This is a genomic window from Pseudophaeobacter sp. 1A09344, assembly GCF_041008745.1.
Taxonomy (GTDB): domain Bacteria; phylum Pseudomonadota; class Alphaproteobacteria; order Rhodobacterales; family Rhodobacteraceae; genus Phycobacter; species Phycobacter gallaeciensis_A.
In genome coordinates this window covers 17,454-36,578 of record NZ_JAXGFS010000010.1, presented here as the reverse complement: position 1 = coordinate 36,578, position 19,125 = coordinate 17,454, and the positions used below count along the sequence as shown (strand labels likewise).

Below are 19,125 nucleotides of genomic sequence, written 5' to 3'. Positions count from 1 at the left end.
GGCTGTTCCGCGCAACTGGGGAGACTTTTTGAAAACGGAGACCATGATACATGGCACAGTTTGACACCATTCGTTCTACAGCAGGCGCACGCACTGCCGAGATCGATGCGGGCCTACGCGCCCATATGAACAAAGTCTACGGCACCATGTCCGTGGGCACGTTCATCACCTTTCTGGCCGCCTGGGCCATCGCGGGCCTCGCGGTGACAACCGATCCGTCGGCCGCCTCTGCACAGCTGAGCGCCGACAAATACCTGACCAGCCTCGGCTATGCGATCTACGCGTCGCCGTTGAAGTGGGTGATCATGTTCGCGCCACTCGCCTTCGTGTTCGGCTTTGGCGCCGCCATCAACCGCCTGTCGGCCTCGGCCGCGCAGCTGGTGTTCTACACCTTCGCAGCCGTCATGGGCCTGTCGATCAGCTCGATCTTCCTGGTTTTCACCGGTGAATCGATCGTTCAGGTATTCCTGATCACCGCCATCGCATTCGCGGGCCTTTCCCTGGTGGGTTACACCACCAAGAAAGACCTTTCCGCAATGGGCACCTTCCTGATCATGGGGCTGATCGGCCTGATCGTGGCTTCGGTGGTGAACATCTTCCTGGCGTCCTCCGCCATGGCCTTTGCCATCTCGGTGATCGGCGTTCTGATCTTTGCAGGCCTCACCGCCTATGACACCCAGAACATCAAGAACACCTACCTGCAGATGGCCGAATCCGGCGATCAGGAATGGCTGGGCAAAGCCGCGATCATGGGCGCCCTCAGCCTGTATCTGGACTTCATCAACCTCTTCATGATGCTGCTTCAGCTGCTTGGGAACCGCGAATAACGCCACCGGCCATACCAAGACTTCAGCAAGGGGCGGATCACAGCGATCCGCCCTTTCTTTATGCCCAGCCTTTTCTTTTTGGGCTGGGCCTTTTGAACTGACCACAGGATTTAGAAGATGAAGATTACCGATATCACTGCCCGCGACGCAGGGCGTATTGTTCCCTTGCTGCGGGACCTCCATGCACAGCACGCGGAAGAACAACCGCTCCGCTACCCGTCTGCCCCGGCCGACAGTGACATTGCAGACTGGCTGTCAGACTGGATGGAAAAGGACGGGATACAGGCAATCGCCGCGCAAAGCCCCGCAGGCGCCCTGATGGGCTATGCTATCTATGAGATCGAAGACCAGCCTCACCTGCCAGTGATGCGCGGCGGCAAACGGATCCAGTTGCATCATATTGCCGTGGATCCGCCATTCCGCCGTCTGGGAGTTGGTCAGGCACTGGTGACAGAAGTGAAATCCCGCTGTCAGACACTTGGCATCGACACGTTGACCACAAGCTTTGCCGTCTTTGACACCGCCTCTGCCGGGTTGATGAGCAGCATGGGATTGCAGCCGGTTACGACCGTCGCGGAATGGCGCGCCTGAGGCTCATCTCCACAAGCCCCCAGACCAGCTGAGAGGCGGCTCAGGAGCAGCTTAGACCGGTGGCAAGGGCAACCGTGCCCCGGTCGCTGCCGAGCACCTGAACCTCGCCCGAGACGCTGCAGCCGCTTTCGCGCGCCGCAATGGTCTGGAAATCCGCAGGTGTCATGTCAGGCAGGTTACCAATCACGCTATGCGCAGGGGCGCTGAGCACCGCGAGCCCGGTCGAGCCCGCCCGTACAACGGAGAGCGACAAGGCCCGGCCCTGCACCTCGACCCGCAGGGTCTGGCTGCCCGAGCGCGGCGCTGTCGCAGGCTGCTGAGTTCGACCAGCGGTCAGGGACAGCGGCCCGGCCATCACCGGCGCCGGAACCGGCACCACGCCCGCAATCGTCGCCTCCGGAGAGGGCGCCACGGCCACGGCAAAAACCACGCTGAACAAGATACGCCTGAACATACTATCACCCACTTGTCTCATTTACCCACGTAAACAAGTTACGACCGAAATGAGGCGAAAAGGGGAACTATCCTTTCGTACAGGCGGCTAAACTATCGGGTAATTTTTTCAAATTCGAACAAGCTCTCACCTGCCCTGCGCCTGCAACGACCGCCGAAAACCCGGCTCCAAACACGAAAAAGGGCCACGCGCGGGGCGTGACCCTTTTTGAAAATCCTGTATGCCGGATGGGCTTACTTGATTTTGCCTTCTTTGTACTCGACGTGCTTGCGCGCAACCGGATCGTATTTCCGGATGACCATTTTTTCGGTCATGGTGCGTGCGTTTTTCTTGGTCACGTAGAAGTGGCCCGTGCCCGCGGTCGAGTTCAGGCGGATCTTGATGGTCGTCGGCTTCGCCATGGTGCTTCTCCTGCGTCCGAAAAGGCAGGGGGCCTCTCGGTAAATTCCTATATGAGCGTGCGCTTTTACCTGCACTGCCCCCCAAGTCAATAGGATTCGGGGGGATATTTTGCGCAGAAGGCCTGTAAGCCGGATTCTGTCCCGAGACTTGCGCCTCATGGACGGCCATTCATCTGCGATACGCATTACTGCGTACCTCTAGCTGCCAACCCGGCCCCTCTTGGCTAAAGCATGCCTAGCGGCGGTATCCCGTTGCCGGGACCTACCCGCGCGGGGGCCCTATTTGGCGTTGCTCCCGGTGGGGCTTGCCGTGCCGCCCCTGTTGCCAGGGGCGCGGTGGGCTCTTACCCCACCGTTTCACCCTTACCGCGCCCTGATCCGTTGCCGGGGGCACGGCGGTTTCATTTCTGTGGCGCTATCCGTCAGGTTGCCCTGCCCGGGCGTTACCCGGCACCGTTGCTTTAGGGAGTCCGGACTTTCCTCGCGGAGGGCGAGCCCCCAGCGCGGCCGTCCAGCCTTCTGCGCAGGGCTGCACCTAGGCCCTGGGGGCTGACAGGTCAAGGGTGGTTGCAGCCGGTCTCATTCAGACCCAGAGGTCTGCCTGGCCCAGCGGCGCGAAATCCTCCGCACAAAGCGCCCCGCGGGCCTGGGGACGATAGCGCAGCCGCACAGCTGCCAGCAGCGTCTCATCCTCCACCGGGGCGGTATATCCGATGTCGCGGGCATAGGCGCGGAAACGCGCCATATCGGCGCTCTCTGACTCCATCAGGCTCTGCCCTGCCGCCTCCGCTTGCGCTACCTGCCGGGCGAGCCCCTGACGGGCCAGCCGCGCCCAGTCGAACCGGGCACCCGGATCGCATTTGCGGCCCGGCGCCATGTCCGAATGGCCGATCACCGCCTCGGGCGCGATCTCCCAGCGGCGCAGGATATCGCCCAGCAGTTGCGCCAGCCGCGCCATCTGCGGTTCGGAGAACGGGTGATCGCCGCGATTGTCCAGCTCGATCCCGATGGACCGGGAATTGAGATCCTCCAGCCCGCACCATTCGCCCGCACCAGCGTGCCAGGCGCGCTGCGCCTCCTCGACCATCTGCCAGAGGGTGCCATCCTGTCCGATCAGGTAATGGGCCGACACCTCGGCCGCAGGATCACACAGCCGCTGCAGGGCAGCCTCAGCCGTCTCCATTGCTGTGTAGTGCAGAACCACGAAAGCCGGCGTCAGACCGTCACGACGCGGACCGAAATTGGGGCTGGGATGCCAGATCGCCCCGGCCTCATCCCCTGCCCTGTCAGTTCCGGACATCAGGAGTCTTCGCGCAGGACCAGACGATAGGGGGACGGGTCCCAGCCGCAGGCATAGCCATCCCCATCCGGGTCCAGCGCGTAGCGGTCGCGTTTGGGGCCGCCCGCCTCAAGAAACGCCACTTGGGCCAGCTCGGGCGAAGCATAGCCTGCGCAATTACGCGACGAGCGGGCCTTGAGGTTGATACCCGTGCGGCTGAAGATGCGGTTGCCCGGCGGGTTGGAAGTGCTGAGCGCGTATTGCACGATATTTGGATCCCGGTTGCCCGCAGAGACCGTGGGCAGCGCCGTCGGCTCCACTACCTGATACTGGGCGCGCTGCCGTTTCAGACGCTCGGCATCGCTTTCGATGGTCTGGCGCGACGACACCGCATCAAAGCTGTTTTCGTCCGACAGACGCGGGTTGCCACCGACAATCTGCGGCGCAGGGTTGTCCGGGCTTGCTTCAAGCGGCGCCTGACCAGAGTTGGCCCGCGCCGCACTCAGGGCTGCTGCCGTTTCGCGAGCGATATCGGCATTGCTGCCAGTGCCAACCGAGGCTCCAGCCGCAGCGACCGAGGTGGCTCCGCTCTGATCTGTCGGCATCGCCAGGGGCGCGCCGACAACCTGAGGCGAGGGGATCAGTGGATCGCCGTTGATCGTGGTGCCCTGCGCCGGACGGGCGGCGAAGGGATCGCCGTCCACGCCCACCCCGGCCGCGCTGTCCGGCACTGGCGGGCTGCAAGCTGCAAGGGCCAGAAGACTGCCAGCGGCGGCGAGGGAGACGAAGACGCGCATCGGGATCACCTGTTTATGGTCGTATGGTTCATGCTCTTGTTTGAGCCGGTTTTACCACCATTTCCCCGGCTTTGCCACAAACCCGGCGGCCTGCTCCAGCGCATAGGCGGTGTTCAGCAGATCGCCCTCTTCCCAGGGGCGGCCGATCAGCTGCAGGCCCAGCGGCAGACCCTGTGCATCGACACCCGCAGGCACAGAGATGCCCGGCAGGCCCGCAAGGTTCACAGTGACGGTAAAGACGTCATTGAGGTACATCTGTACCGGATCCGCATCGGTCATTTCACCCAGCCCAAAAGCAGCAGAGGGCGTCGCCGGTGTCAGGATCGCGTCCACGCCTGCGGCAAAGACATCTTCGAAGTCCTTCTTGATCAGGGTGCGAACGCGGCGGGCGCGGTTGTAATAGGCATCATAGAAGCCTGCCGACAGCACATAGGTGCCGACCATCACGCGGCGCTGCACCTCGTGGCCAAAGCCTTCGGCGCGGGTCTTTTCGTACATCTCGGTGATGCCATCGCCAGCCTCCAGCGTGGCGCGGTGGCCGTAGCGCACCCCGTCGTAGCGTGCCAGGTTCGACGAGGCTTCGGCCGGGGCGATCACGTAATAGGCAGGCAGCGCGTATTTGGTGTGCGGCAGCGAGATGTCGACGATCTCGGCGCCCGCGTCCTTCAGCATGGCAGTGCCATCGGCCCAGAGATTTTCGATCTCGGCAGGCATGCCGTCCATGCGGTACTCTTTCGGGATACCGATCTTCTTGCCCTTGATGTCGCCGGTCAGCATCGCCTCGAAATCCGGCACCGCCAGATCGGCGCTGGTGCTGTCTTTCGGGTCGTGCCCGGCCATGGCTTCCAGCATGATCGCCGCATCGCGCACCGATTTGGTCATCGGCCCGGCCTGATCCAGCGAGGAGGCAAAGGCCACGATGCCCCAGCGCGAGCAACGCCCGTAGGTGGGTTTGATGCCGACGGTGCCGGTAAAGGCCGCAGGCTGACGGATCGAGCCGCCGGTGTCGGTGCCGGTGGCCGCAAGGCACAGGTCTGCCGCCACGGCAGCCGCAGAGCCGCCCGAGGAGCCACCCGGTGTCAGCTTGGCATCGCTGCCGTCACGCCGCCAGGGGCTGACCACATCGCCATAGGCAGAGGTTTCGTTGGACGAGCCCATGGCGAATTCGTCCATGTTCAGCTTACCCAGCATCACGGAACCCGCATCCACCAGTTTCTGCGAAACGGTCGACTCATACTCGGGCTTGAAGCCTTTCAGGATGTTGGAGGCCGCCTGGCTGTCCACGCCCTTGGTGCAGAACAGATCCTTGATCCCGACCGGCAGGCCGCACATGGCAGGCGCATCGCCTTCCTTGATGCGGGCATCGGCTGCCTTTGCGCGCTCCAGCGCGATCTCGGGCGTCTTGTGCACGAATGCGTTCAGCGCATCGGCGCCTTCGATGGCCTTCAGGCAGGCTTCGGTCAGCTCGACAGAGGTGGTGTCGCCTTTGCGCAGGGCATCGCGGGCCTCGGCCAGGCCCAGTTTGTTCAGATCGCTCATGTCTTACTCCACCACCTTGGGGACCGCAAAGAAGCCCTCGCGGGCGTCGGGGGCATTGGCCAGGATCTTGTCCTGCTGATTGCCATCGTTCACCACATCCTCGCGCCGCTTCAGACGCTGCGGCGTGACCGAGGTCATCGGCTCGACCCCGTCCACATCCACTTCGTTCAACTGTTCGATGAACCCAAGGATGGTGTTGAACTCGTCTGCCAGCGCAGGCAGCGCGTCCTCTTCGACCTTGATCCGGGCCAGTTTGGCCACTTTGGCGGCAGTGCTTTGGTCAATCGACATGGAAACCCTCATCTCGTGTTACAGACGCGTTTACCGCCGCACCGTCCGCGCCGCAAGCGGGTCTGCACCGAAAACGGGTGTCTAATCCCTCCCCAGCCACAGGCTGGGGAGCGCAGGAGCGCTCATTCGCAGTTATTGTGCATCTGCCACATCGCGGGATCATGCCCCTCCGGCACCGCGTCGCAAGGATCAGCCGCGTAGCCGCGCAAGCGATTATAGGCGGCAATCTGTTCGCCCGAAAGAAACTGCACCGTCTGCAAATGCCGGGACAGGTGGACATACCGCAGATCCGCCCGCGCCGCGCCTGCTTCGGAGACCAGGCGCCGCAACTCATCGGCGTCGGGGTTGCCTGAGGCAAAGGCCTGATCAAGACGTTCTTCGGCGGCAATGAAGACCTCGGCGGCCTGCTGCGCCTCGGTGGCCATTTCGCGATGGATCTGGCGCACCTGCCCGATCTGCGTCTCGCTCAGCCCGATCTGCGGCGCCAGTTCCAGAAGATGCGCAGGGCCAGGCCAGCCGTTCAGTTCCGCCGGAAGGGCAAAGCCCCAGCCCTTGCCCGCGCGCAGCTCAGCGATGTCCGCATCCGAAAGGCTCTTGATTCGCCGACTTTGCTGCCCGGCATAGGGTTGCGCCTCATCACCCTGATGCTGCTGGTGTCCCTGGTGCCCTCCCGCGCCCTCGGCATGGCCGGGCGCAGCGGATATCGGCGCAAGTGCCAGCAGGCTCAGAAGAACGGTGGCCTTCGACCCGATCATTGTCACAGCACTGCCTCCCATCATGTTCTGACGCCCATGAGGGCACATTCACCGCTAGAGCACAAGTTTGCTGCGAAACACTGTGGACCGGGGCCCTGACCGGGCCTGCAGGACAGCAAACCGATGGAAACAGGCATTCGGCGTGCTAGGGTGAGAGCAGACAAATCAATGAATTGGGAGAGACACCATGAAGATCATCTGGCTGGGCCACGGCAGTTTCCGTTTTGAAACCGAAGGAAAAGTGCTGCTGTTGGACCCTTGGCTGACCGGTAACCCCAGCCTGCCCGAGGACCAGCATGATGCCGCCATTGAAGGCGCCACCCATATCATCCTGACCCACGTGCATTTCGACCATGTGGTCGATGTGCTGCCGCTCGCGAAAAAACTGAACATTCCCGTGGTTGGCCAATATGACATCATGGGCTTCTGGGGTGAAACCGAAGGGGTCGAAACCGTCGGCTTCAACAAGGGTGGAACCGTCGATCTGGGCGGGCCGAAACTGTCGATGGTGCCTGCTTCGCACAGCTCGACCTTTGCCACCCCCGAAGGCCCGCGCACCGGCGGGTCGGAAGTCGGCTATGTGCTGCAGGCCGAGGGCAAGACGATCTATATTTCCGGCGACACCGCGATCATGGCGGACATGGATTGGATCGGGGATTACTTCAAACCCGATATCGGCATTCTCTGCGCTGGCGGTCACTTCACCATGGACATGAAGCAGGCGGCCTATGCGGCCAAGCGCTACTTCGACTTCAAGACGGTAATCCCCTGCCACTACAAGACTTTCCCCCTGCTGGAGCAATCCGCAGAGGATCTGAGCGCAGGCCTGCCCGGGGTCGAAGTGATCGAACCTGAGGTGATGACAGCGCTTGAGGTCTAAACCGGCTTTGTAAACGCCGCCCGCGCGCGGGCGGCCTTTTCTCTGCAGCAGCAGCCCAGCGCGTGGTCATTGATCAGCCCCATCGCCTGCATGAAGGCAAAGACGGTGGTGGGGCCGACAAACTTCCAGCCACGTTTCTTCAGCGCCTTTGACAGCGCCACGGAGTCCGGGCTGGTCGATTGCGTCTGCGGCTCGGGCAGGCTCTGCGGATCCGGCTCAAAGCTCCAGAAAAACGCGGCGAGCGATCCGGCTTCTTCTACCAGCTCCTGCGCGCGTTTCGCATTGTTGATCACGGCTTCGATCTTGCCTCGGTGGCGGATGATCCCGGCATCCTGCAACAGGCGCTCCACATCCGCATCGGTGTATGTGGCGATGACATTCCAATCAAAGCCCGCGAAAGCGGCGCGAAAATTCTCGCGCTTGGCCAGAATGGTGCGCCAGCTGAGGCCGGACTGGAAGCTTTCAAGACAGATCTTTTCGAACAACCGGATATCGTCGCCAACCGGATAACCCCAGTCCGCATCATGATAGGCATCAAATTCCGGTGCGCTGGCGCTCCAGCCGCAGCGGGCCAGCCCATCTTCCCCAACGATAATCGCGGACATCGCCTTCCTCCCGGTTCGATCAGCGAAACAAAGAGCGAACATGGCATGGTCTGCATGGGCCGTCCAGTGTCTATACGCGCGCGCCGCCCGGCCCCGACGCGCAGTACAGCAGCGCCGCCAGCAGATCCAGCTCCGCGTCCTGCGCCAATCGCCCTTTACTGCGCCAGGCAATGGAGAGCGCGCATTTGACCGCTGCCCATTGCAAAAGACGCTGACGATCCACTGCAAATCCTGTGGCCCAAAGATCGGCCAGCATCCCGATCCGACGCGGGTCGCGGATCAAATCGGGGTCCCCATAGGGATGGCGAAAGGCATTGGCCAACTCGTAGGTCCGCTCCCCAACGATCCCCTTGGCATCAAAGGCGCAAAACCCGCGGGGCGTTTTCATCACGTTGCCATGATGCAAATCCCCGTGCAGCGGGCGCACATCCACCTGCGCGTCGAGAAGATCGCGGGCCAGGGTCTGGCACGCGGCAATCGCCGCCTTGCCCCCTGCCGCACAACTCGGCGCGGGCCTCAGATGGAACAGCGCATCAAAACGATCTTCCAGCCGGGGATAGCCCTCTGGCGCCTGGCCCGTACCGGGATGCAGGCCAGAGGCGACCCTCACCAGTTCGCGTGCAGCCATTTCGTCCTCACCAGCGATTGCAACATCGGCGAGCGATGGCCCCTCCAGCCATTCGACCAGGGCGGCATCCGGGCGCAGGTCATAGACCTGGGCCGCGCAACTCTCGGGCGCAGCTTGCAGAAACCGAAAACCGCTGGCCTCGCTGCCCATGCCCCGGGCGCCATAGTATTTCAGCACCGCGGCACCGCCCCCGGCGCGGGAGACTTTCCAAAGGCTGGCAATGGCGGTGGTCGCGATCCACTCCGGTACCGTCACCCTGAACGCGGCAAGGACCTCTTCCGGCGGTTTCACATGCCCTTTCATTCCGGCCCCTATCGTTTTGCGGTGAAGAACTCTTTCAGAATGGCAGCACAGTCCGCTTCGGCGATGCCTTCATAAATCTCGGGCACATGGTGTGCCTGCGGATGTGAAAACACACAGGCCCCATGGGCAACGCCGCCGGATTTGGGATCAGAGGCGCCGTAGTAGACCCGCGCGATACGCGCCGCTGCGATGGCCGCCGCACACATGGCGCAGGGCTCCAGCGTCACATAAAGATCATATCCCGTCAGTCGCTCCCCTCCCGCTGCGGCGCAGGCGGCGCGGATCGCCAGGATCTCGGCGTGGGCGGTGGGATCGTTCAGCTCCCGAGTGCGGTTTCCGGCCCGCGCCGCGACCGTTCCGTCCGGCGCAATCAGAACCGCGCCCACCGGCACCTCGCCGCGCGCGGCGGCAGCGCGGGCCTCTTCCAGGGCCAGGGTCATGTGAGAACGGAAAACCATGGCCTTCCCTGCCGTAGAATGCCCGCTTTCGCAAGACGCCGGAATGCTCTATGGCGATGGGATGAGCAAAACACCCGCATCCCCCAAGCGCCCGCACCGCCCCAAAGGCCCGACAGGCAAAGCCGCGAAACCGTCGCGTCCCGACGCCACTGCAGGCGACAAGAGCACGGGCACGCCCGAAGGTGACCGGATCGCCAAGGTTCTGTCGCGGGCCGGCGTTGCCTCGCGGCGCGAGGCCGAGCGGATGATCGCCGAGGGGCGGGTTGCGGTGAATGGCAAGGTGATCGACAGCCCCGCGCTGAACGTCACGGCGCGGGACCGGATCCTGATCGACGGCCAGCCCCTGCCCGAGGCAGAAGCGCCGCGCCTGTGGCTTTATCACAAACCCGCCGGACTGGTGACCACCACCAGCGACGAGATGGGCCGCACGACCATCTTTGACGAACTTCCCGAGGATCTGCCGCGGGTGATGACCGTCGGGCGGCTTGACCTCAATTCCGAAGGGCTGCTGCTCCTGACCAACGATGGCGGCATCAAGCGCAAGCTGGAACTGCCCTCGACCGGCTGGCTGCGCCGCTACCGGGTGCGTATCAAGGGTCGCCCGCAAGAAACGGATTTCGAGCCGCTCCGCAAAGGGCTGGTGATCGACGGCGAGACGTTCCAGCCCATGACCGTGGCGCTGGACCGCCAGCAGGGGGCGAACGCCTGGCTGACCGTGGGACTGCGCGAAGGCAAGAACCGCGAAATCCGCCGCGCCATGGAGGATATCGGGTTTTCCGTCAACCGCCTGCTGCGCCTGTCCTACGGCCCGTTCCAGCTGGGCAATCTGAAACCCGGGGAAGTCGAAGAACTGCGCCCCCGGGTGATCCGCGATCAGCTAGGTCTCGAAGACGACACCGAAGAGACGCCACAGACCGACCGCCCCCAGCGGCGCAAACCGATGCGCGGCAAGCGCCCCGGCGGCCGCAAACCCGGCACTGACGCCCCTGCCCCCTATAGCGGCGGCGGCGCTGGCAAACCGCGTGGCAAATCGCAGGCCAAACCACAAGGAGCCCCGACGGGCAAATCCGGCCATACTGGCGGCGGCAAGCCTGGACAGCCCGGCAAACCGGATACCCGCGGCAAGGGACGCGGCGGCAATGGCGCAAAGCCCGGCAATCGTCCAATCGGCAAGAATCCCCGCCGCTGAGGCATTTGCCCGACACTTCCCCCTAGCAAGGCGGCCTGCAATCCCTTAGATTTCAGGCATGTAAATCGTGTCATGGGGGAACCCGCGTGCAGAAAGTCGCCTTCGCCGCCCTGCTTGTTCTGATGTTCGGACTGAGCACCGGATGGATTGTGGGAGGCTGATCCATGGCACAGAGGTATGGCGGCAAATACAGCCCCGATGGCGCCGGTGATCCGGCCGCCTTGGGTGACACATCCCCGCCAACGGGCAAAACCAATTCCTTTCGCAGCGCACAGGTCGATCCTGTCGGCGCCCGTGCCAATACCATGTTCGTGCCTGGGGGCGTGCTGCTGATCTTGTCGCTGAACGACGGGGCCACCGGTCTGGCGCTTGGCGGGATTGCAGCTGCCCTCTGGACCGGGGCCGCCTTTCTTCTGCGCGAAGGGTTGCGGGCCGAAACCGCCTTTGCCGCGCGCCGTGTCGCGCGCAAACCGGCCTTGCCGCGCAAGATCCTCGCCTCGGTTTTGACCGGCGCCGGGGCCGCGCTGGCCGCCTGGAAGGCAGAACCGGGGATCATGATCGCCGCCGTCTACGGGCTGACAGCCACCGGCCTGCATCTGGCCGCCTTTGGCCTTGACCCTTTGCAGGACAAGGGCGTGGAGGGCGTGGACGACTTCCAGCAAAGCCGCGTTGCCCGCGCCGTGGATGAGGCCGAAGCCTACCTTGACGCCATGCGGGACGCGGCGCTTAGGGCGCGTGACCGGCAGCTGGAGGCGCGTGTGGATCAGTTTCAGGCTGTCGCCCGGGACATGTTCCGCACCATAGAAGAAGACCCGCGCGACCTGACCGGTGCGCGCAAGTATCTGACCGTCTATCTGCAGGGCGCGCGCGATGCGACCATCAAATTCGCAGATATTTATGCCCGCAGCCAGGATCCGCAGGCCCGTAGTGACTACCTTGCCCTGCTGGAAGATCTGGAACAGAATTTTGCAGCCCGTACGCAAAAGATGCTGCTCGAAGACCGCAGTGATCTGACCATCGAAATCGACGTGCTGCGCGACCGCCTGCAGCGCGAAGGGGTCCGCCTGGACCGCAATTGACACTTTGACCCGAGGAACGCCACCGATGTCCGAGACCGTTCAGAAGAAAGCAATCGAAGCCGAGGCCATGGTCACGGAGGTGACGGGCGTCGCGCTTGCGGATCCCACGGGTGACATCCAGCCGCTGGAGCAGGCGGATGAAGTCACCAGCGAAGCGATCCGCAGCCGCATGGGCGAAATCGACATGAGCGACAGCAACTCGATCATCGGGTTCGGATCCGGCGCGCAGGCCGAATTGCAGACCATCAGTCAGGCGATGCTGGCCGATGTGCGCAACAAGGATGTCGGCCCCGCCGGGGACTCTCTGCGGGATATCGTCACCACGATCCGCGGCTTTTCCGTCTCGGAACTGGATGTACGTCGCAAACCCACCTTCTGGGAACGCCTGCTGGGCCGCGCCGCGCCCTTTGCTAAATTCACCGCGCGCTATGAGACCATCCAGGCGCAGATCGACAAGATCACCGATGATCTTCTTGGCCATGAACACGGGCTCCTGAAGGACATCAAATCGCTCGACATGCTGTATGAAAAGACGCTGGCCTTTTACGACGAGCTGGCGCTCTATATCGCTGCGGGCGAGGCCAAGCTCGGAGAGCTGGACAGCAGCGAAATTCCCGCGCTGGAAGAAGCCGTCGCAGCAGCCGCCGAAGCCGACCAGGTGATCCGCGCGCAGGAACTGCGCGATCTGCGCGCCGCCCGGGACGATCTGGAACGCCGGGTGCACGACCTGAAGCTGACCCGGCAGGTCACCATGCAGTCGCTGCCCTCGATCCGCCTGGTGCAGGAGAACGACAAATCGCTCGTGACCAAAATCAACTCAACGCTGGTCAATACCGTGCCGCTCTGGGAAACCCAGCTGGCGCAGGCGGTCACCATCCAGCGCTCGGCCGAGGCTGCTGCAGCGGTGCGCGATGCCAATGATCTGACCAACGAGCTGCTGACCTCCAACGCGGCCAACCTGCGCGAAAGCAACAAGGCGATCCGGCAGGAAATGGAACGCGGTGTGTTCGATATCGAAGCGGTGAAACAGGCCAATGCGGATCTGATCGGCACCATTCAGGAAAGCCTGCAGATCGCCGATGAGGGCAAAGCCAAACGCGCCGCTGCCGAGGGCGAGCTGAAGAAGATGGAAGCCGAGCTGCGCGATACACTGGCCGCCGCCAAGGCGCGCCGCGATGGCATCGGAGACAATGCCGGCACAGCGGTTCCGTCCTGACCTGATGATCTGGCAAAAACGTCATAGGTCGGCGGCGATTTGTGCCGAAGGCAGCGCCGGGCGGGCAATATCCGCGCCTGTACGCCTTGCCGCGCTTTTGGGTTTGGGCCTGCTGTCAGCCTGCATGCCCATGGGCCGCAGCGAGTCCGTCGTGCCAAAACCACGTCCGGCTGCCATGGTCGCGCCCGCTGCGCCTTCGGCCGCCAGCGCAGAGCTGCGGCAATATTACCGTGTCCTGCAGCAGGACCTGCTGACGCGAGGCCTTTTGCGCACCGATGGCGGCGGACCCGATACGCCTTATGATGCCGAGGATCTGGCGGAAAACTTCGAAGCGATTTCCTTTTTCAACGAATACGCCGGGCGCGGTGGCGGCGCTACAGGCGGCCTGAGCCGCTGGTCCGGGCCGGTGCGCTTGCAGGCTGAATTCGGCCCCTCGATCCCTGAAAGTCAGCGCCGCGCCGACGGCGCGCGGGTTGCCGAATACGCCATGCGGCTCGGGCGGATCACCAACCATCCCGTTGCGGCGGTGGCGAAGCGCGGCAATTTCCACGTCATCTTTGCCAGCAAGGACGACAGCGCCTTTGTGGCCAAACGGGTCCGTGAACTGCTGCCCAATATCAGCCAGAACGATTTCCAGCTCTTCGTGAACCCGCCACGGACGCATTACTGCTTTGTCCTTGCCGGCGGCGCCCAGGGCAGCCCCTTCGACTATATTCGCGGCGTCGCGCTGATCCGCGCGGAGCATCCCGATCTGGTCCGGCAAAGCTGCATCCACGAGGAAATCGCACAAGGCCTGGGCCTGCTCAACGACAGCCCCCGGGCGCGCCCGTCGATTTTCAACGACGATGACGAATTTGCCTTTCTGACCAGCCATGACGAAAAGCTGTTGCAGATGCTGTATGATCCAAGACTGAAAACCGGGATGAGCGCCGAAGAAGCCCGCCCGATCACCCGCATTATCGCCCGCGAAATCATGGGACAGCCCCTGTAAGGTGGCCCTTGCGCCCATCGATGAGGCTCCCAGCAGGCACACCGTAGGAAGAGGACCTGAGATATGGGTATTTTCGACTTTCTCACCGGAGAGTTCATCGACGTCATTCACTGGGTCGATGACACCCGCGACACCATGGTCTGGCGGTTTGAACGCGAAGGCCATGAGATCAAATATGGCGCCAAGCTGACGGTGCGCGAAGGACAGGCAGCCGTGTTCGTGCACGAAGGCCAGCTGGCGGATGTCTTCACCCCCGGTCTCTATATGCTTGAGACCAACAACATGCCGGTGATGACGACGCTGCAGCACTGGGACCACGGGTTTCAGTCGCCCTTCAAATCCGAGGTCTATTTCGTCAGCACCACCCGGTTCAACGACCTGAAGTGGGGCACCAAGAATCCGATCATCTGTCGCGATCCGGAGTTCGGCCCGGTGCGTCTGCGCGCTTTTGGCAGCTACTCGGTGCGGGTGGTGGATCCGGCGCGCTTCCTGACCGAGATCGTCGGCACCGATGGCGAATTCACTATGGATGAAATCAGCTTCCAGATCCGCAACATCATCGTGCAGGAGTTCAGCCGCGTCGTTGCCAGCTCGGGCATTCCGGTGCTGGATATGGCCGCCAATACCGCCGATCTGGGCAAACTGGTTGCGGCCGAGATTTCCGCCACCGTGGCCGAATATGGCCTGGCGATCCCGGAGCTCTATATCGAGAACATCTCGCTGCCGCCTGCGGTGGAACAGGCCATGGACCGGCGCACCCAAATGGGGATCGTGGGCGATCTTGGCCAATACACCCAGTTCGCCGCTGCCGAGGCGATGGACGCCGCAGCCCGCACCCCGAACAGCGGCATGGGCGCCGGTTTGGGAATGGGGATGGGCATGGCGATGGCCCAGCAGATGGGCAATGCCATGTCGCAGGGTGCAGCGGGTCAGCCGTCAGGTCCCTGGGGCGCCCGTCCCGCGCCCGCTGCAGCGTCGATGGCCCCGCCGCCGCCCCCGGTCGAACACGTCTGGCATATCGCAGAAAACGGTCAGACCTCGGGACCCTATTCCAAGGCGCGTCTCGGACGCATGGCGCAGGAAGGGCAACTGAAGCGCGACACCCACGTCTGGACTCCCGGCCAGGATGGCTGGCAACGGGCCGGTGATGTCGCCGAACTGGCGCAGCTTTTCACCATTCTGCCGCCTCCGCCCCCACCGCCTCCCGCGGGCTGAATTCGGGGCGCCAAGCGCGCGCTCCGAGCCTTAACTGTCGGCCTGACAGAACTGAGCCGGGCCGACATGTCGTCACTATTGCAGGCTCTTGCGCCAGACCATCATGTGTTTGGTGAGTTCCTTGGTCTTTTCATCGAACGGCTTGCCCAGATCCAGATCGTGTTTGGCCGCATCCAGATCGCCACGTTCGATCTTTTGTGCGATGGCGCCGGCAAATTGGTGGAACTCGGAATGCAGTTTCTTCGCACGCACATAGTTGGCATCACCTGCCATACCGGCTTCCGTACTAGGCGAATGCAGCCACTGGCCGAATTTGCACTTGTCATCACAGCAGATGTCACGCGAAGGCGTTTCAAGTCTGCCGCTGATGGTGCCCGTGCGAAGGTGAAGTTTCCATGTGCTATGGGCCTTGATGGCTTCGGAAATCTCATCCTGGATAGCCGCTACAGACATACTCATACTCCTTGTTACTGAACACTTCTGCCGTAGCCCTTCACAGGTTAATCAAACATTAAGCTCACATCTCAACCCTCACCGTGAATTCCCCTTGATCGACTCGGTTCCGCCGGGAAACATAAATAAAAATCAATTAAATAAACAACGACCGGAAAAAATCGTTACAATTTGAGAGAGCGCCGTGCCATCTTCCCCTCCTCCCCCTCCGCCTGCCACTGAAAACACTGATTCTGCCGCTGTGCCGGATGAAACCCATCGTTTTCCCTGCGAGCAATGTGGCGCCGATTACCGGTTCGACCCGCAATCCGGAACCCTGACCTGCAGCCATTGCGGCCATACCGAAGAGATCAACGGGGGGCCCTGGCGCGGCGGCGCCCTGCGCGAGTTGGACTTTCGCGCCGCGCTGGATCGTCAGCTGCCAGAGGCCGACATGGAAACCACGCGGGTTTCCAAATGCCCCAACTGCGCGGCAGAGGTAGAATTCGATCCCACCACCCACGCCCGCGAATGCCCATTCTGCGCAACGCCCGTGGTCACCGACACTGGCGAAAGCCGCCACATAAAACCCAAGGGCGTCCTGCCTTTCGCCATCGACGAACGCGCGGGCCACAAAGCCATGACAGACTGGCTCGGTCGCCTGTGGTTCGCGCCAAACGGGTTGAAAAAATACGCCCGCAAGGGGCGCCGGATGGAGGGGATCTATGTCCCCTACTGGACCTATGACGCCGACACCCGCAGTTCCTACTCAGGCCAGCGCGGTACGGTCTACTACGTGACCGAAACGGTCATGGTCGATGGCAAACCGCAGGCCAAACAGGTCGCAAAGGTGCGCTGGCGCCCGGTGTCAGGTCGGGTCAAACGCTTCTTTGACGATGTGCTGGTGCTGGCGTCGAAAAGCCTGCCCAAACGCTATACCGATGCGCTGGAACCCTGGGATCTGTCGGCGCTGGAGCCGTATCAACCGCAATATCTAGCCGGGTTCCGGGCCGAAGCCTATGCAATCTCTTTGCAGGACGGTTTTGAGGAGGCCCGCGCCCATATGGACCGGGTGATCAAACGGGATGTGCGGTTTGATATCGGCGGCGACCGTCAGCGAATCTCGCATATCGACACGCAAGTCTCGGACGTTACCTTCAAACACATTCTGCTGCCGGTGTGGCTGGCGGCCTATAAATACCGGGGCAAGACCTATCGTTTTGTCGTCAATGGACAATCCGGACGGGTTCAGGGCGAACGCCCCTACTCCGCCTGGAAAATCGCAGGCGCAGTTGCCGTCCTGGCTGTCCTGATCGCCGCAGCAATCTATATCGGGAACCAGCAGTAAACCTGGGACGTTCAAGCCCCCCGGACATGCCGATGCGCACAGCCCGGATCCGGGGCTATGCGCCGTTTGTCGCCGGACTGCCCGGCATTCTGCCCAAGGCCGAAAACGCCTCAGGATTTGGAGATCTTGATCTTCTTCGCGGTCTCTGGCTGTTCCAGCGCCTTCTTGGGAACGCTGATATGAAGCACACCATCCTCCATATGCGCCGCTGCCGCAGCGCCATCAGCATCTTCCGGCAGGCGGAAGGCACGGCGGAATGCACCATACTGGCGCTCGCTGAAGTACCAGGTATCGCCTTTCTTCTCGGTCGAGGTCTTCTTTTCGCCGCTGATGGTCAGAACGCCATTGTCCACCGTCAGCTCAACATCCTCATCGGTGACACCCGGCAGTTCCATGGTGATGTCATAGGCTGCATCCCCCGAAGAGGCCTCGGTCGCCGGGCTCAGCCAATCTGCAACCCGGGCACCAAATGCACGAAAGGGATCATAAAGCGACGGCCAGAAACCGCTTTGTTCGGTCTTTTCTACCATTGATCTTCCTCCTGTTTCGAACGCGGGCAGCGTATCTCAACCGGTGAGGTCTCGATTTGATCCATCTCAATTCTGGCCTTGAACCCCGTGGCACCGCTGGCCATTGTGGCGCCGCACCACAGCAGGAGAGTTGCAGATGACCACGAAGTCAGCCGATCTGACCGAACTGGACGCCCTGATGAAGGACCGTCACAGCTGCCGGGCCTTCCGCCCGGATCCGGTTGACCGGGAGGTGATCGAGCAGATCCTGCGCTGCGCCCAGAAAGTCCCGTCCTGGTGCAATGCCCAGCCGTGGAAAGTGACCATCACCAGCGGCGCCGAAACCGACCGTCTGCGCAACGCGCTGACAGAGGCTGCCATGGCGGGCGGACACGCACCGGACCTGAGTTTTCCGGACGGCTATTCAAATGAATATCAGGCACGGCGCCGGGAATGTGGCTGGGCGCTCTACGAAGCGGTCGGAGTGACCAAGGGCGACCGCGCCGGATCTGCCCGGCAGATGATGGAGAACTTCAACCTCTTCGGCGCGCCCCATTGTGCGATCCTGTCCTCACCTGCCGAACTTGGCCCCTATGGCGCAATGGACAGTGGCGGTTTCGTTGCCGCCTTTACCCTGGCGGCGCAGGCGGCAGGGGTCGCCAGCGTCGCGCAGGCCGCGGTCGCGTCCTTTGCGCCGATGCTGCACGAGATGCTGAAGATCCCGCAGGATCGGCTGATCCTCTGCGCGATTAGCTTTGGCTATGCCGACCCGGATCATCCGGCAAACAGGTTCAGAACCACCCGTGCCCCCCTGCCCGAATTCACCGACTGGCGCGGCTAAGCCTTCGACACAAAAGGACGACAATCCCCATGCGAGCCCTCATTCAGCGCGTCAGCGAAGCCTCAGTCACCGTCGATACCGAAGTGACCGGAGAAATCAGTGCCGGACTGCTGGTGCTGGTCTGTGCGATGGAGGGCGACACCGAAGCCGAAGCCGATCATCTGGCGGCGAAGATTTCCAAGCTGCGCATCTTTCAGGACGACGCGGGCAAGATGAACCGCTCGGTCCGCGACATCGGCGGCGCGGTTCTGGCGGTGAGCCAATTCACCCTGGCGGCAGATACCAGACGCGGCAACCGGCCCGGGTTTTCCGATGCCGCCGATCCTGAAACCGGCGCGCGGCTTTATACCTATTTCTGCGAGGCGCTGACCGGTCTTGGCCTGCCGGTGGCCACCGGGCGGTTCGGCGCCGACATGAAGGTGCGCCTGCTGAATGACGGCCCCGTTACGATTTGGATGGACACCACCGGGTAAGAATTTTTCCGACCAGACCGGTCC

23 protein-coding genes and 1 other RNA gene are annotated in these 19,125 nt (G+C 62.6%); 11 read left to right on the top strand and 13 right to left on the bottom strand.

The features are described from left to right. Positions 1 to 50: 50 nt before the first annotated feature. Together SM765_RS16785 and SM765_RS16780 are read left to right on the top strand one after the other, a co-directional pair. The gene (locus tag SM765_RS16785; RefSeq protein ID WP_065270782.1) at positions 51 to 827 is read left to right on the top strand and encodes a Bax inhibitor-1/YccA family protein; all 777 of its coding nucleotides are present in this window, start codon (positions 51 to 53) and stop codon (positions 825 to 827) included. A gap of 117 nt (positions 828 to 944) precedes the next feature. Continuing rightward, complete coding sequence (locus SM765_RS16780; RefSeq protein WP_065270783.1) at positions 945 to 1,418, top strand: GNAT family N-acetyltransferase; 474 nt, start codon at positions 945 to 947, stop codon at positions 1,416 to 1,418. Positions 1,419 to 1,458: 40 nt separating this feature from the next. Here the strand turns inward: SM765_RS16780 and SM765_RS16775 are convergent, their stop codons facing one another. The 8 genes from SM765_RS16775 to SM765_RS16740 all read right to left on the bottom strand — a co-directional run bounded on the left by SM765_RS16775 (position 1,459) and on the right by SM765_RS16740 (position 6,940). Further along, positions 1,459 to 1,872: a hypothetical protein gene (locus tag SM765_RS16775; protein ID WP_065270784.1), complete on the bottom strand. Its 414-nt coding sequence runs from the start codon at positions 1,870 to 1,872 to the stop codon at positions 1,459 to 1,461. A gap of 233 nt (positions 1,873 to 2,105) precedes the next feature. Next, on the bottom strand, positions 2,106 to 2,273 hold the full coding sequence (gene rpmG, locus SM765_RS16770) for a 50S ribosomal protein L33 (protein WP_065270785.1): 168 nt from the start codon (positions 2,271 to 2,273) through the stop codon (positions 2,106 to 2,108). Positions 2,274 to 2,382: 109 nt separating this feature from the next. Further along, positions 2,383 to 2,796, bottom strand: an RNA gene (rnpB, locus tag SM765_RS16765) — RNase P RNA component class A. 60 nt (positions 2,797 to 2,856) lie between these two features. Beyond that, a complete protein-coding gene (locus SM765_RS16760) occupies positions 2,857 to 3,573 on the bottom strand; it encodes an N-acetylmuramoyl-L-alanine amidase (RefSeq protein WP_274838627.1) in 717 nt (238 codons plus the stop codon). Beyond that, the gene (locus tag SM765_RS16755; protein ID WP_274838626.1) at positions 3,573 to 4,349 is read right to left on the bottom strand and encodes a hypothetical protein; all 777 of its coding nucleotides are present in this window, start codon (positions 4,347 to 4,349) and stop codon (positions 3,573 to 3,575) included. The genes SM765_RS16760 and SM765_RS16755 overlap by 1 nt, the downstream gene beginning before the upstream one ends. Positions 4,350 to 4,400: 51 nt before the next feature. Next, complete coding sequence (gene gatA / locus SM765_RS16750; RefSeq protein ID WP_274838625.1) at positions 4,401 to 5,888, bottom strand: Asp-tRNA(Asn)/Glu-tRNA(Gln) amidotransferase subunit GatA; 1,488 nt, start codon at positions 5,886 to 5,888, stop codon at positions 4,401 to 4,403. 3 nt (positions 5,889 to 5,891) lie between these two features. After that, on the bottom strand, positions 5,892 to 6,179 hold the full coding sequence (gene gatC, locus SM765_RS16745) for an Asp-tRNA(Asn)/Glu-tRNA(Gln) amidotransferase subunit GatC (protein WP_274828335.1): 288 nt from the start codon (positions 6,177 to 6,179) through the stop codon (positions 5,892 to 5,894). A 122-nt stretch (positions 6,180 to 6,301) separates the two neighbouring features. Then, positions 6,302 to 6,940 carry a Spy/CpxP family protein refolding chaperone gene (locus SM765_RS16740; protein WP_490363105.1) on the bottom strand — a complete coding sequence of 213 codons (639 nt, stop codon included), beginning with the start codon at positions 6,938 to 6,940 and terminating at the stop codon, positions 6,302 to 6,304. 181 nt (positions 6,941 to 7,121) lie between these two features. On the opposite strand from SM765_RS16740, the gene SM765_RS16735 reads away from it, so the two are divergent. Continuing rightward, positions 7,122 to 7,814: a metal-dependent hydrolase gene (locus SM765_RS16735; RefSeq protein WP_274835746.1), complete on the top strand. Its 693-nt coding sequence runs from the start codon at positions 7,122 to 7,124 to the stop codon at positions 7,812 to 7,814. Here SM765_RS16735 and SM765_RS16730 read toward each other — a convergent pair. The 3 genes from SM765_RS16730 to SM765_RS16720 all read right to left on the bottom strand — a co-directional run bounded on the left by SM765_RS16730 (position 7,811) and on the right by SM765_RS16720 (position 9,808). After that, complete coding sequence (locus SM765_RS16730; protein ID WP_274835747.1) at positions 7,811 to 8,419, bottom strand: DNA-3-methyladenine glycosylase I; 609 nt, start codon at positions 8,417 to 8,419, stop codon at positions 7,811 to 7,813. The genes SM765_RS16735 and SM765_RS16730 overlap by 4 nt on opposite strands. A 70-nt stretch (positions 8,420 to 8,489) precedes the next feature. Then, on the bottom strand, positions 8,490 to 9,350 hold the full coding sequence (locus SM765_RS16725) for an aminoglycoside phosphotransferase family protein (RefSeq protein ID WP_368981637.1): 861 nt from the start codon (positions 9,348 to 9,350) through the stop codon (positions 8,490 to 8,492). A gap of 8 nt (positions 9,351 to 9,358) precedes the next feature. Beyond that, positions 9,359 to 9,808 carry a nucleoside deaminase gene (locus SM765_RS16720; protein ID WP_274835749.1) on the bottom strand — a complete coding sequence of 150 codons (450 nt, stop codon included), beginning with the start codon at positions 9,806 to 9,808 and terminating at the stop codon, positions 9,359 to 9,361. Between the two features lie 61 nt (positions 9,809 to 9,869). Between SM765_RS16720 and SM765_RS16715 the strand changes: the two genes are divergently transcribed. From SM765_RS16715 to SM765_RS16695, 5 genes are all read left to right on the top strand, one after another. After that, positions 9,870 to 10,997: a pseudouridine synthase gene (locus SM765_RS16715; protein ID WP_274838655.1), complete on the top strand. Its 1,128-nt coding sequence runs from the start codon at positions 9,870 to 9,872 to the stop codon at positions 10,995 to 10,997. A 164-nt stretch (positions 10,998 to 11,161) separates the two neighbouring features. After that, positions 11,162 to 12,076, top strand: coding sequence for a 5-bromo-4-chloroindolyl phosphate hydrolysis family protein (locus SM765_RS16710; protein ID WP_065270795.1), 915 nt, complete (start codon positions 11,162 to 11,164; stop codon positions 12,074 to 12,076). A gap of 25 nt (positions 12,077 to 12,101) precedes the next feature. Next, positions 12,102 to 13,292, top strand: coding sequence for a toxic anion resistance protein (locus SM765_RS16705; RefSeq protein WP_065270796.1), 1,191 nt, complete (start codon positions 12,102 to 12,104; stop codon positions 13,290 to 13,292). A 124-nt stretch (positions 13,293 to 13,416) separates the two neighbouring features. Then, positions 13,417 to 14,283, top strand: a complete 867-nt coding sequence (locus SM765_RS16700) for a DUF2927 domain-containing protein (protein WP_274835765.1) — start codon at positions 13,417 to 13,419, stop codon at positions 14,281 to 14,283. Positions 14,284 to 14,346: 63 nt separating this feature from the next. Next, positions 14,347 to 15,498, top strand: coding sequence for an SPFH domain-containing protein (locus SM765_RS16695; RefSeq protein WP_368981636.1), 1,152 nt, complete (start codon positions 14,347 to 14,349; stop codon positions 15,496 to 15,498). 75 nt (positions 15,499 to 15,573) lie between these two features. Here SM765_RS16695 and SM765_RS16690 read toward each other — a convergent pair whose 3' ends face one another. Then, positions 15,574 to 15,951: a CZB domain-containing protein gene (locus SM765_RS16690; RefSeq protein WP_065270798.1), complete on the bottom strand. Its 378-nt coding sequence runs from the start codon at positions 15,949 to 15,951 to the stop codon at positions 15,574 to 15,576. A gap of 184 nt (positions 15,952 to 16,135) precedes the next feature. On the opposite strand from SM765_RS16690, the gene SM765_RS16685 reads away from it, so the two are divergent. Further along, positions 16,136 to 17,278 (top strand): TFIIB-type zinc finger domain-containing protein, encoded by a 1,143-nt coding sequence (locus tag SM765_RS16685; protein WP_425537319.1) that lies wholly within the window; start codon positions 16,136 to 16,138, stop codon positions 17,276 to 17,278. A 110-nt stretch (positions 17,279 to 17,388) separates the two neighbouring features. Here SM765_RS16685 and SM765_RS16680 read toward each other — a convergent pair whose 3' ends face one another. Continuing rightward, positions 17,389 to 17,808, bottom strand: a complete 420-nt coding sequence (locus SM765_RS16680; protein ID WP_274835752.1) for an Hsp20/alpha crystallin family protein — start codon at positions 17,806 to 17,808, stop codon at positions 17,389 to 17,391. Positions 17,809 to 17,944: 136 nt separating this feature from the next. Between SM765_RS16680 and SM765_RS16675 the strand changes: the two genes are divergently transcribed. Together SM765_RS16675 and dtd are read left to right on the top strand one after the other, a co-directional pair. After that, positions 17,945 to 18,628: a nitroreductase family protein gene (locus SM765_RS16675; RefSeq protein ID WP_274838622.1), complete on the top strand. Its 684-nt coding sequence runs from the start codon at positions 17,945 to 17,947 to the stop codon at positions 18,626 to 18,628. A gap of 29 nt (positions 18,629 to 18,657) precedes the next feature. Then, entirely contained in the window at positions 18,658 to 19,101 is a 444-nt protein-coding gene (dtd, locus tag SM765_RS16670; RefSeq protein WP_274838621.1) for a D-aminoacyl-tRNA deacylase, read from the top strand. The last annotated feature ends 24 nt before the right edge of the window (positions 19,102 to 19,125 follow it).

What these genes read in the sequence shown, in the direction of transcription:
- SM765_RS16700 (WP_274835765.1), top strand. Translation starts at nt 13,417, where the DNA reads ATGCCCATGGGCCGCAGCGAGTCCGTCGTGCCAAAACCACGTCCGGCT.
- SM765_RS16715 (WP_274838655.1), top strand. Translation starts at nt 9,870, where the DNA reads ATGAGCAAAACACCCGCATCCCCCAAGCGCCCGCACCGCCCCAAAGGC.
- gatC (WP_274828335.1), bottom strand. Translation starts at nt 6,179, where the DNA reads ATGTCGATTGACCAAAGCACTGCCGCCAAAGTGGCCAAACTGGCCCGG.
- SM765_RS16735 (WP_274835746.1), top strand. Translation starts at nt 7,122, where the DNA reads ATGAAGATCATCTGGCTGGGCCACGGCAGTTTCCGTTTTGAAACCGAA.
- SM765_RS16725 (WP_368981637.1), bottom strand. Translation starts at nt 9,350, where the DNA reads ATGAAAGGGCATGTGAAACCGCCGGAAGAGGTCCTTGCCGCGTTCAGG.
- SM765_RS16775 (WP_065270784.1), bottom strand. Translation starts at nt 1,872, where the DNA reads ATGTTCAGGCGTATCTTGTTCAGCGTGGTTTTTGCCGTGGCCGTGGCG.
- SM765_RS16675 (WP_274838622.1), top strand. Translation starts at nt 17,945, where the DNA reads ATGACCACGAAGTCAGCCGATCTGACCGAACTGGACGCCCTGATGAAG.
- SM765_RS16680 (WP_274835752.1), bottom strand. Translation starts at nt 17,808, where the DNA reads ATGGTAGAAAAGACCGAACAAAGCGGTTTCTGGCCGTCGCTTTATGAT.
- SM765_RS16785 (WP_065270782.1), top strand. Translation starts at nt 51, where the DNA reads ATGGCACAGTTTGACACCATTCGTTCTACAGCAGGCGCACGCACTGCC.
- SM765_RS16760 (WP_274838627.1), bottom strand. Translation starts at nt 3,573, where the DNA reads ATGTCCGGAACTGACAGGGCAGGGGATGAGGCCGGGGCGATCTGGCAT.
- dtd (WP_274838621.1), top strand. Translation starts at nt 18,658, where the DNA reads ATGCGAGCCCTCATTCAGCGCGTCAGCGAAGCCTCAGTCACCGTCGAT.
- SM765_RS16690 (WP_065270798.1), bottom strand. Translation starts at nt 15,951, where the DNA reads ATGTCTGTAGCGGCTATCCAGGATGAGATTTCCGAAGCCATCAAGGCC.
- gatA (WP_274838625.1), bottom strand. Translation starts at nt 5,888, where the DNA reads ATGAGCGATCTGAACAAACTGGGCCTGGCCGAGGCCCGCGATGCCCTG.
- SM765_RS16695 (WP_368981636.1), top strand. Translation starts at nt 14,347, where the DNA reads ATGGGTATTTTCGACTTTCTCACCGGAGAGTTCATCGACGTCATTCAC.
- SM765_RS16755 (WP_274838626.1), bottom strand. Translation starts at nt 4,349, where the DNA reads ATGCGCGTCTTCGTCTCCCTCGCCGCCGCTGGCAGTCTTCTGGCCCTT.
- SM765_RS16730 (WP_274835747.1), bottom strand. Translation starts at nt 8,419, where the DNA reads ATGTCCGCGATTATCGTTGGGGAAGATGGGCTGGCCCGCTGCGGCTGG.
- SM765_RS16705 (WP_065270796.1), top strand. Translation starts at nt 12,102, where the DNA reads ATGTCCGAGACCGTTCAGAAGAAAGCAATCGAAGCCGAGGCCATGGTC.
- SM765_RS16710 (WP_065270795.1), top strand. Translation starts at nt 11,162, where the DNA reads ATGGCACAGAGGTATGGCGGCAAATACAGCCCCGATGGCGCCGGTGAT.
- rpmG (WP_065270785.1), bottom strand. Translation starts at nt 2,273, where the DNA reads ATGGCGAAGCCGACGACCATCAAGATCCGCCTGAACTCGACCGCGGGC.
- SM765_RS16720 (WP_274835749.1), bottom strand. Translation starts at nt 9,808, where the DNA reads ATGGTTTTCCGTTCTCACATGACCCTGGCCCTGGAAGAGGCCCGCGCT.
- SM765_RS16780 (WP_065270783.1), top strand. Translation starts at nt 945, where the DNA reads ATGAAGATTACCGATATCACTGCCCGCGACGCAGGGCGTATTGTTCCC.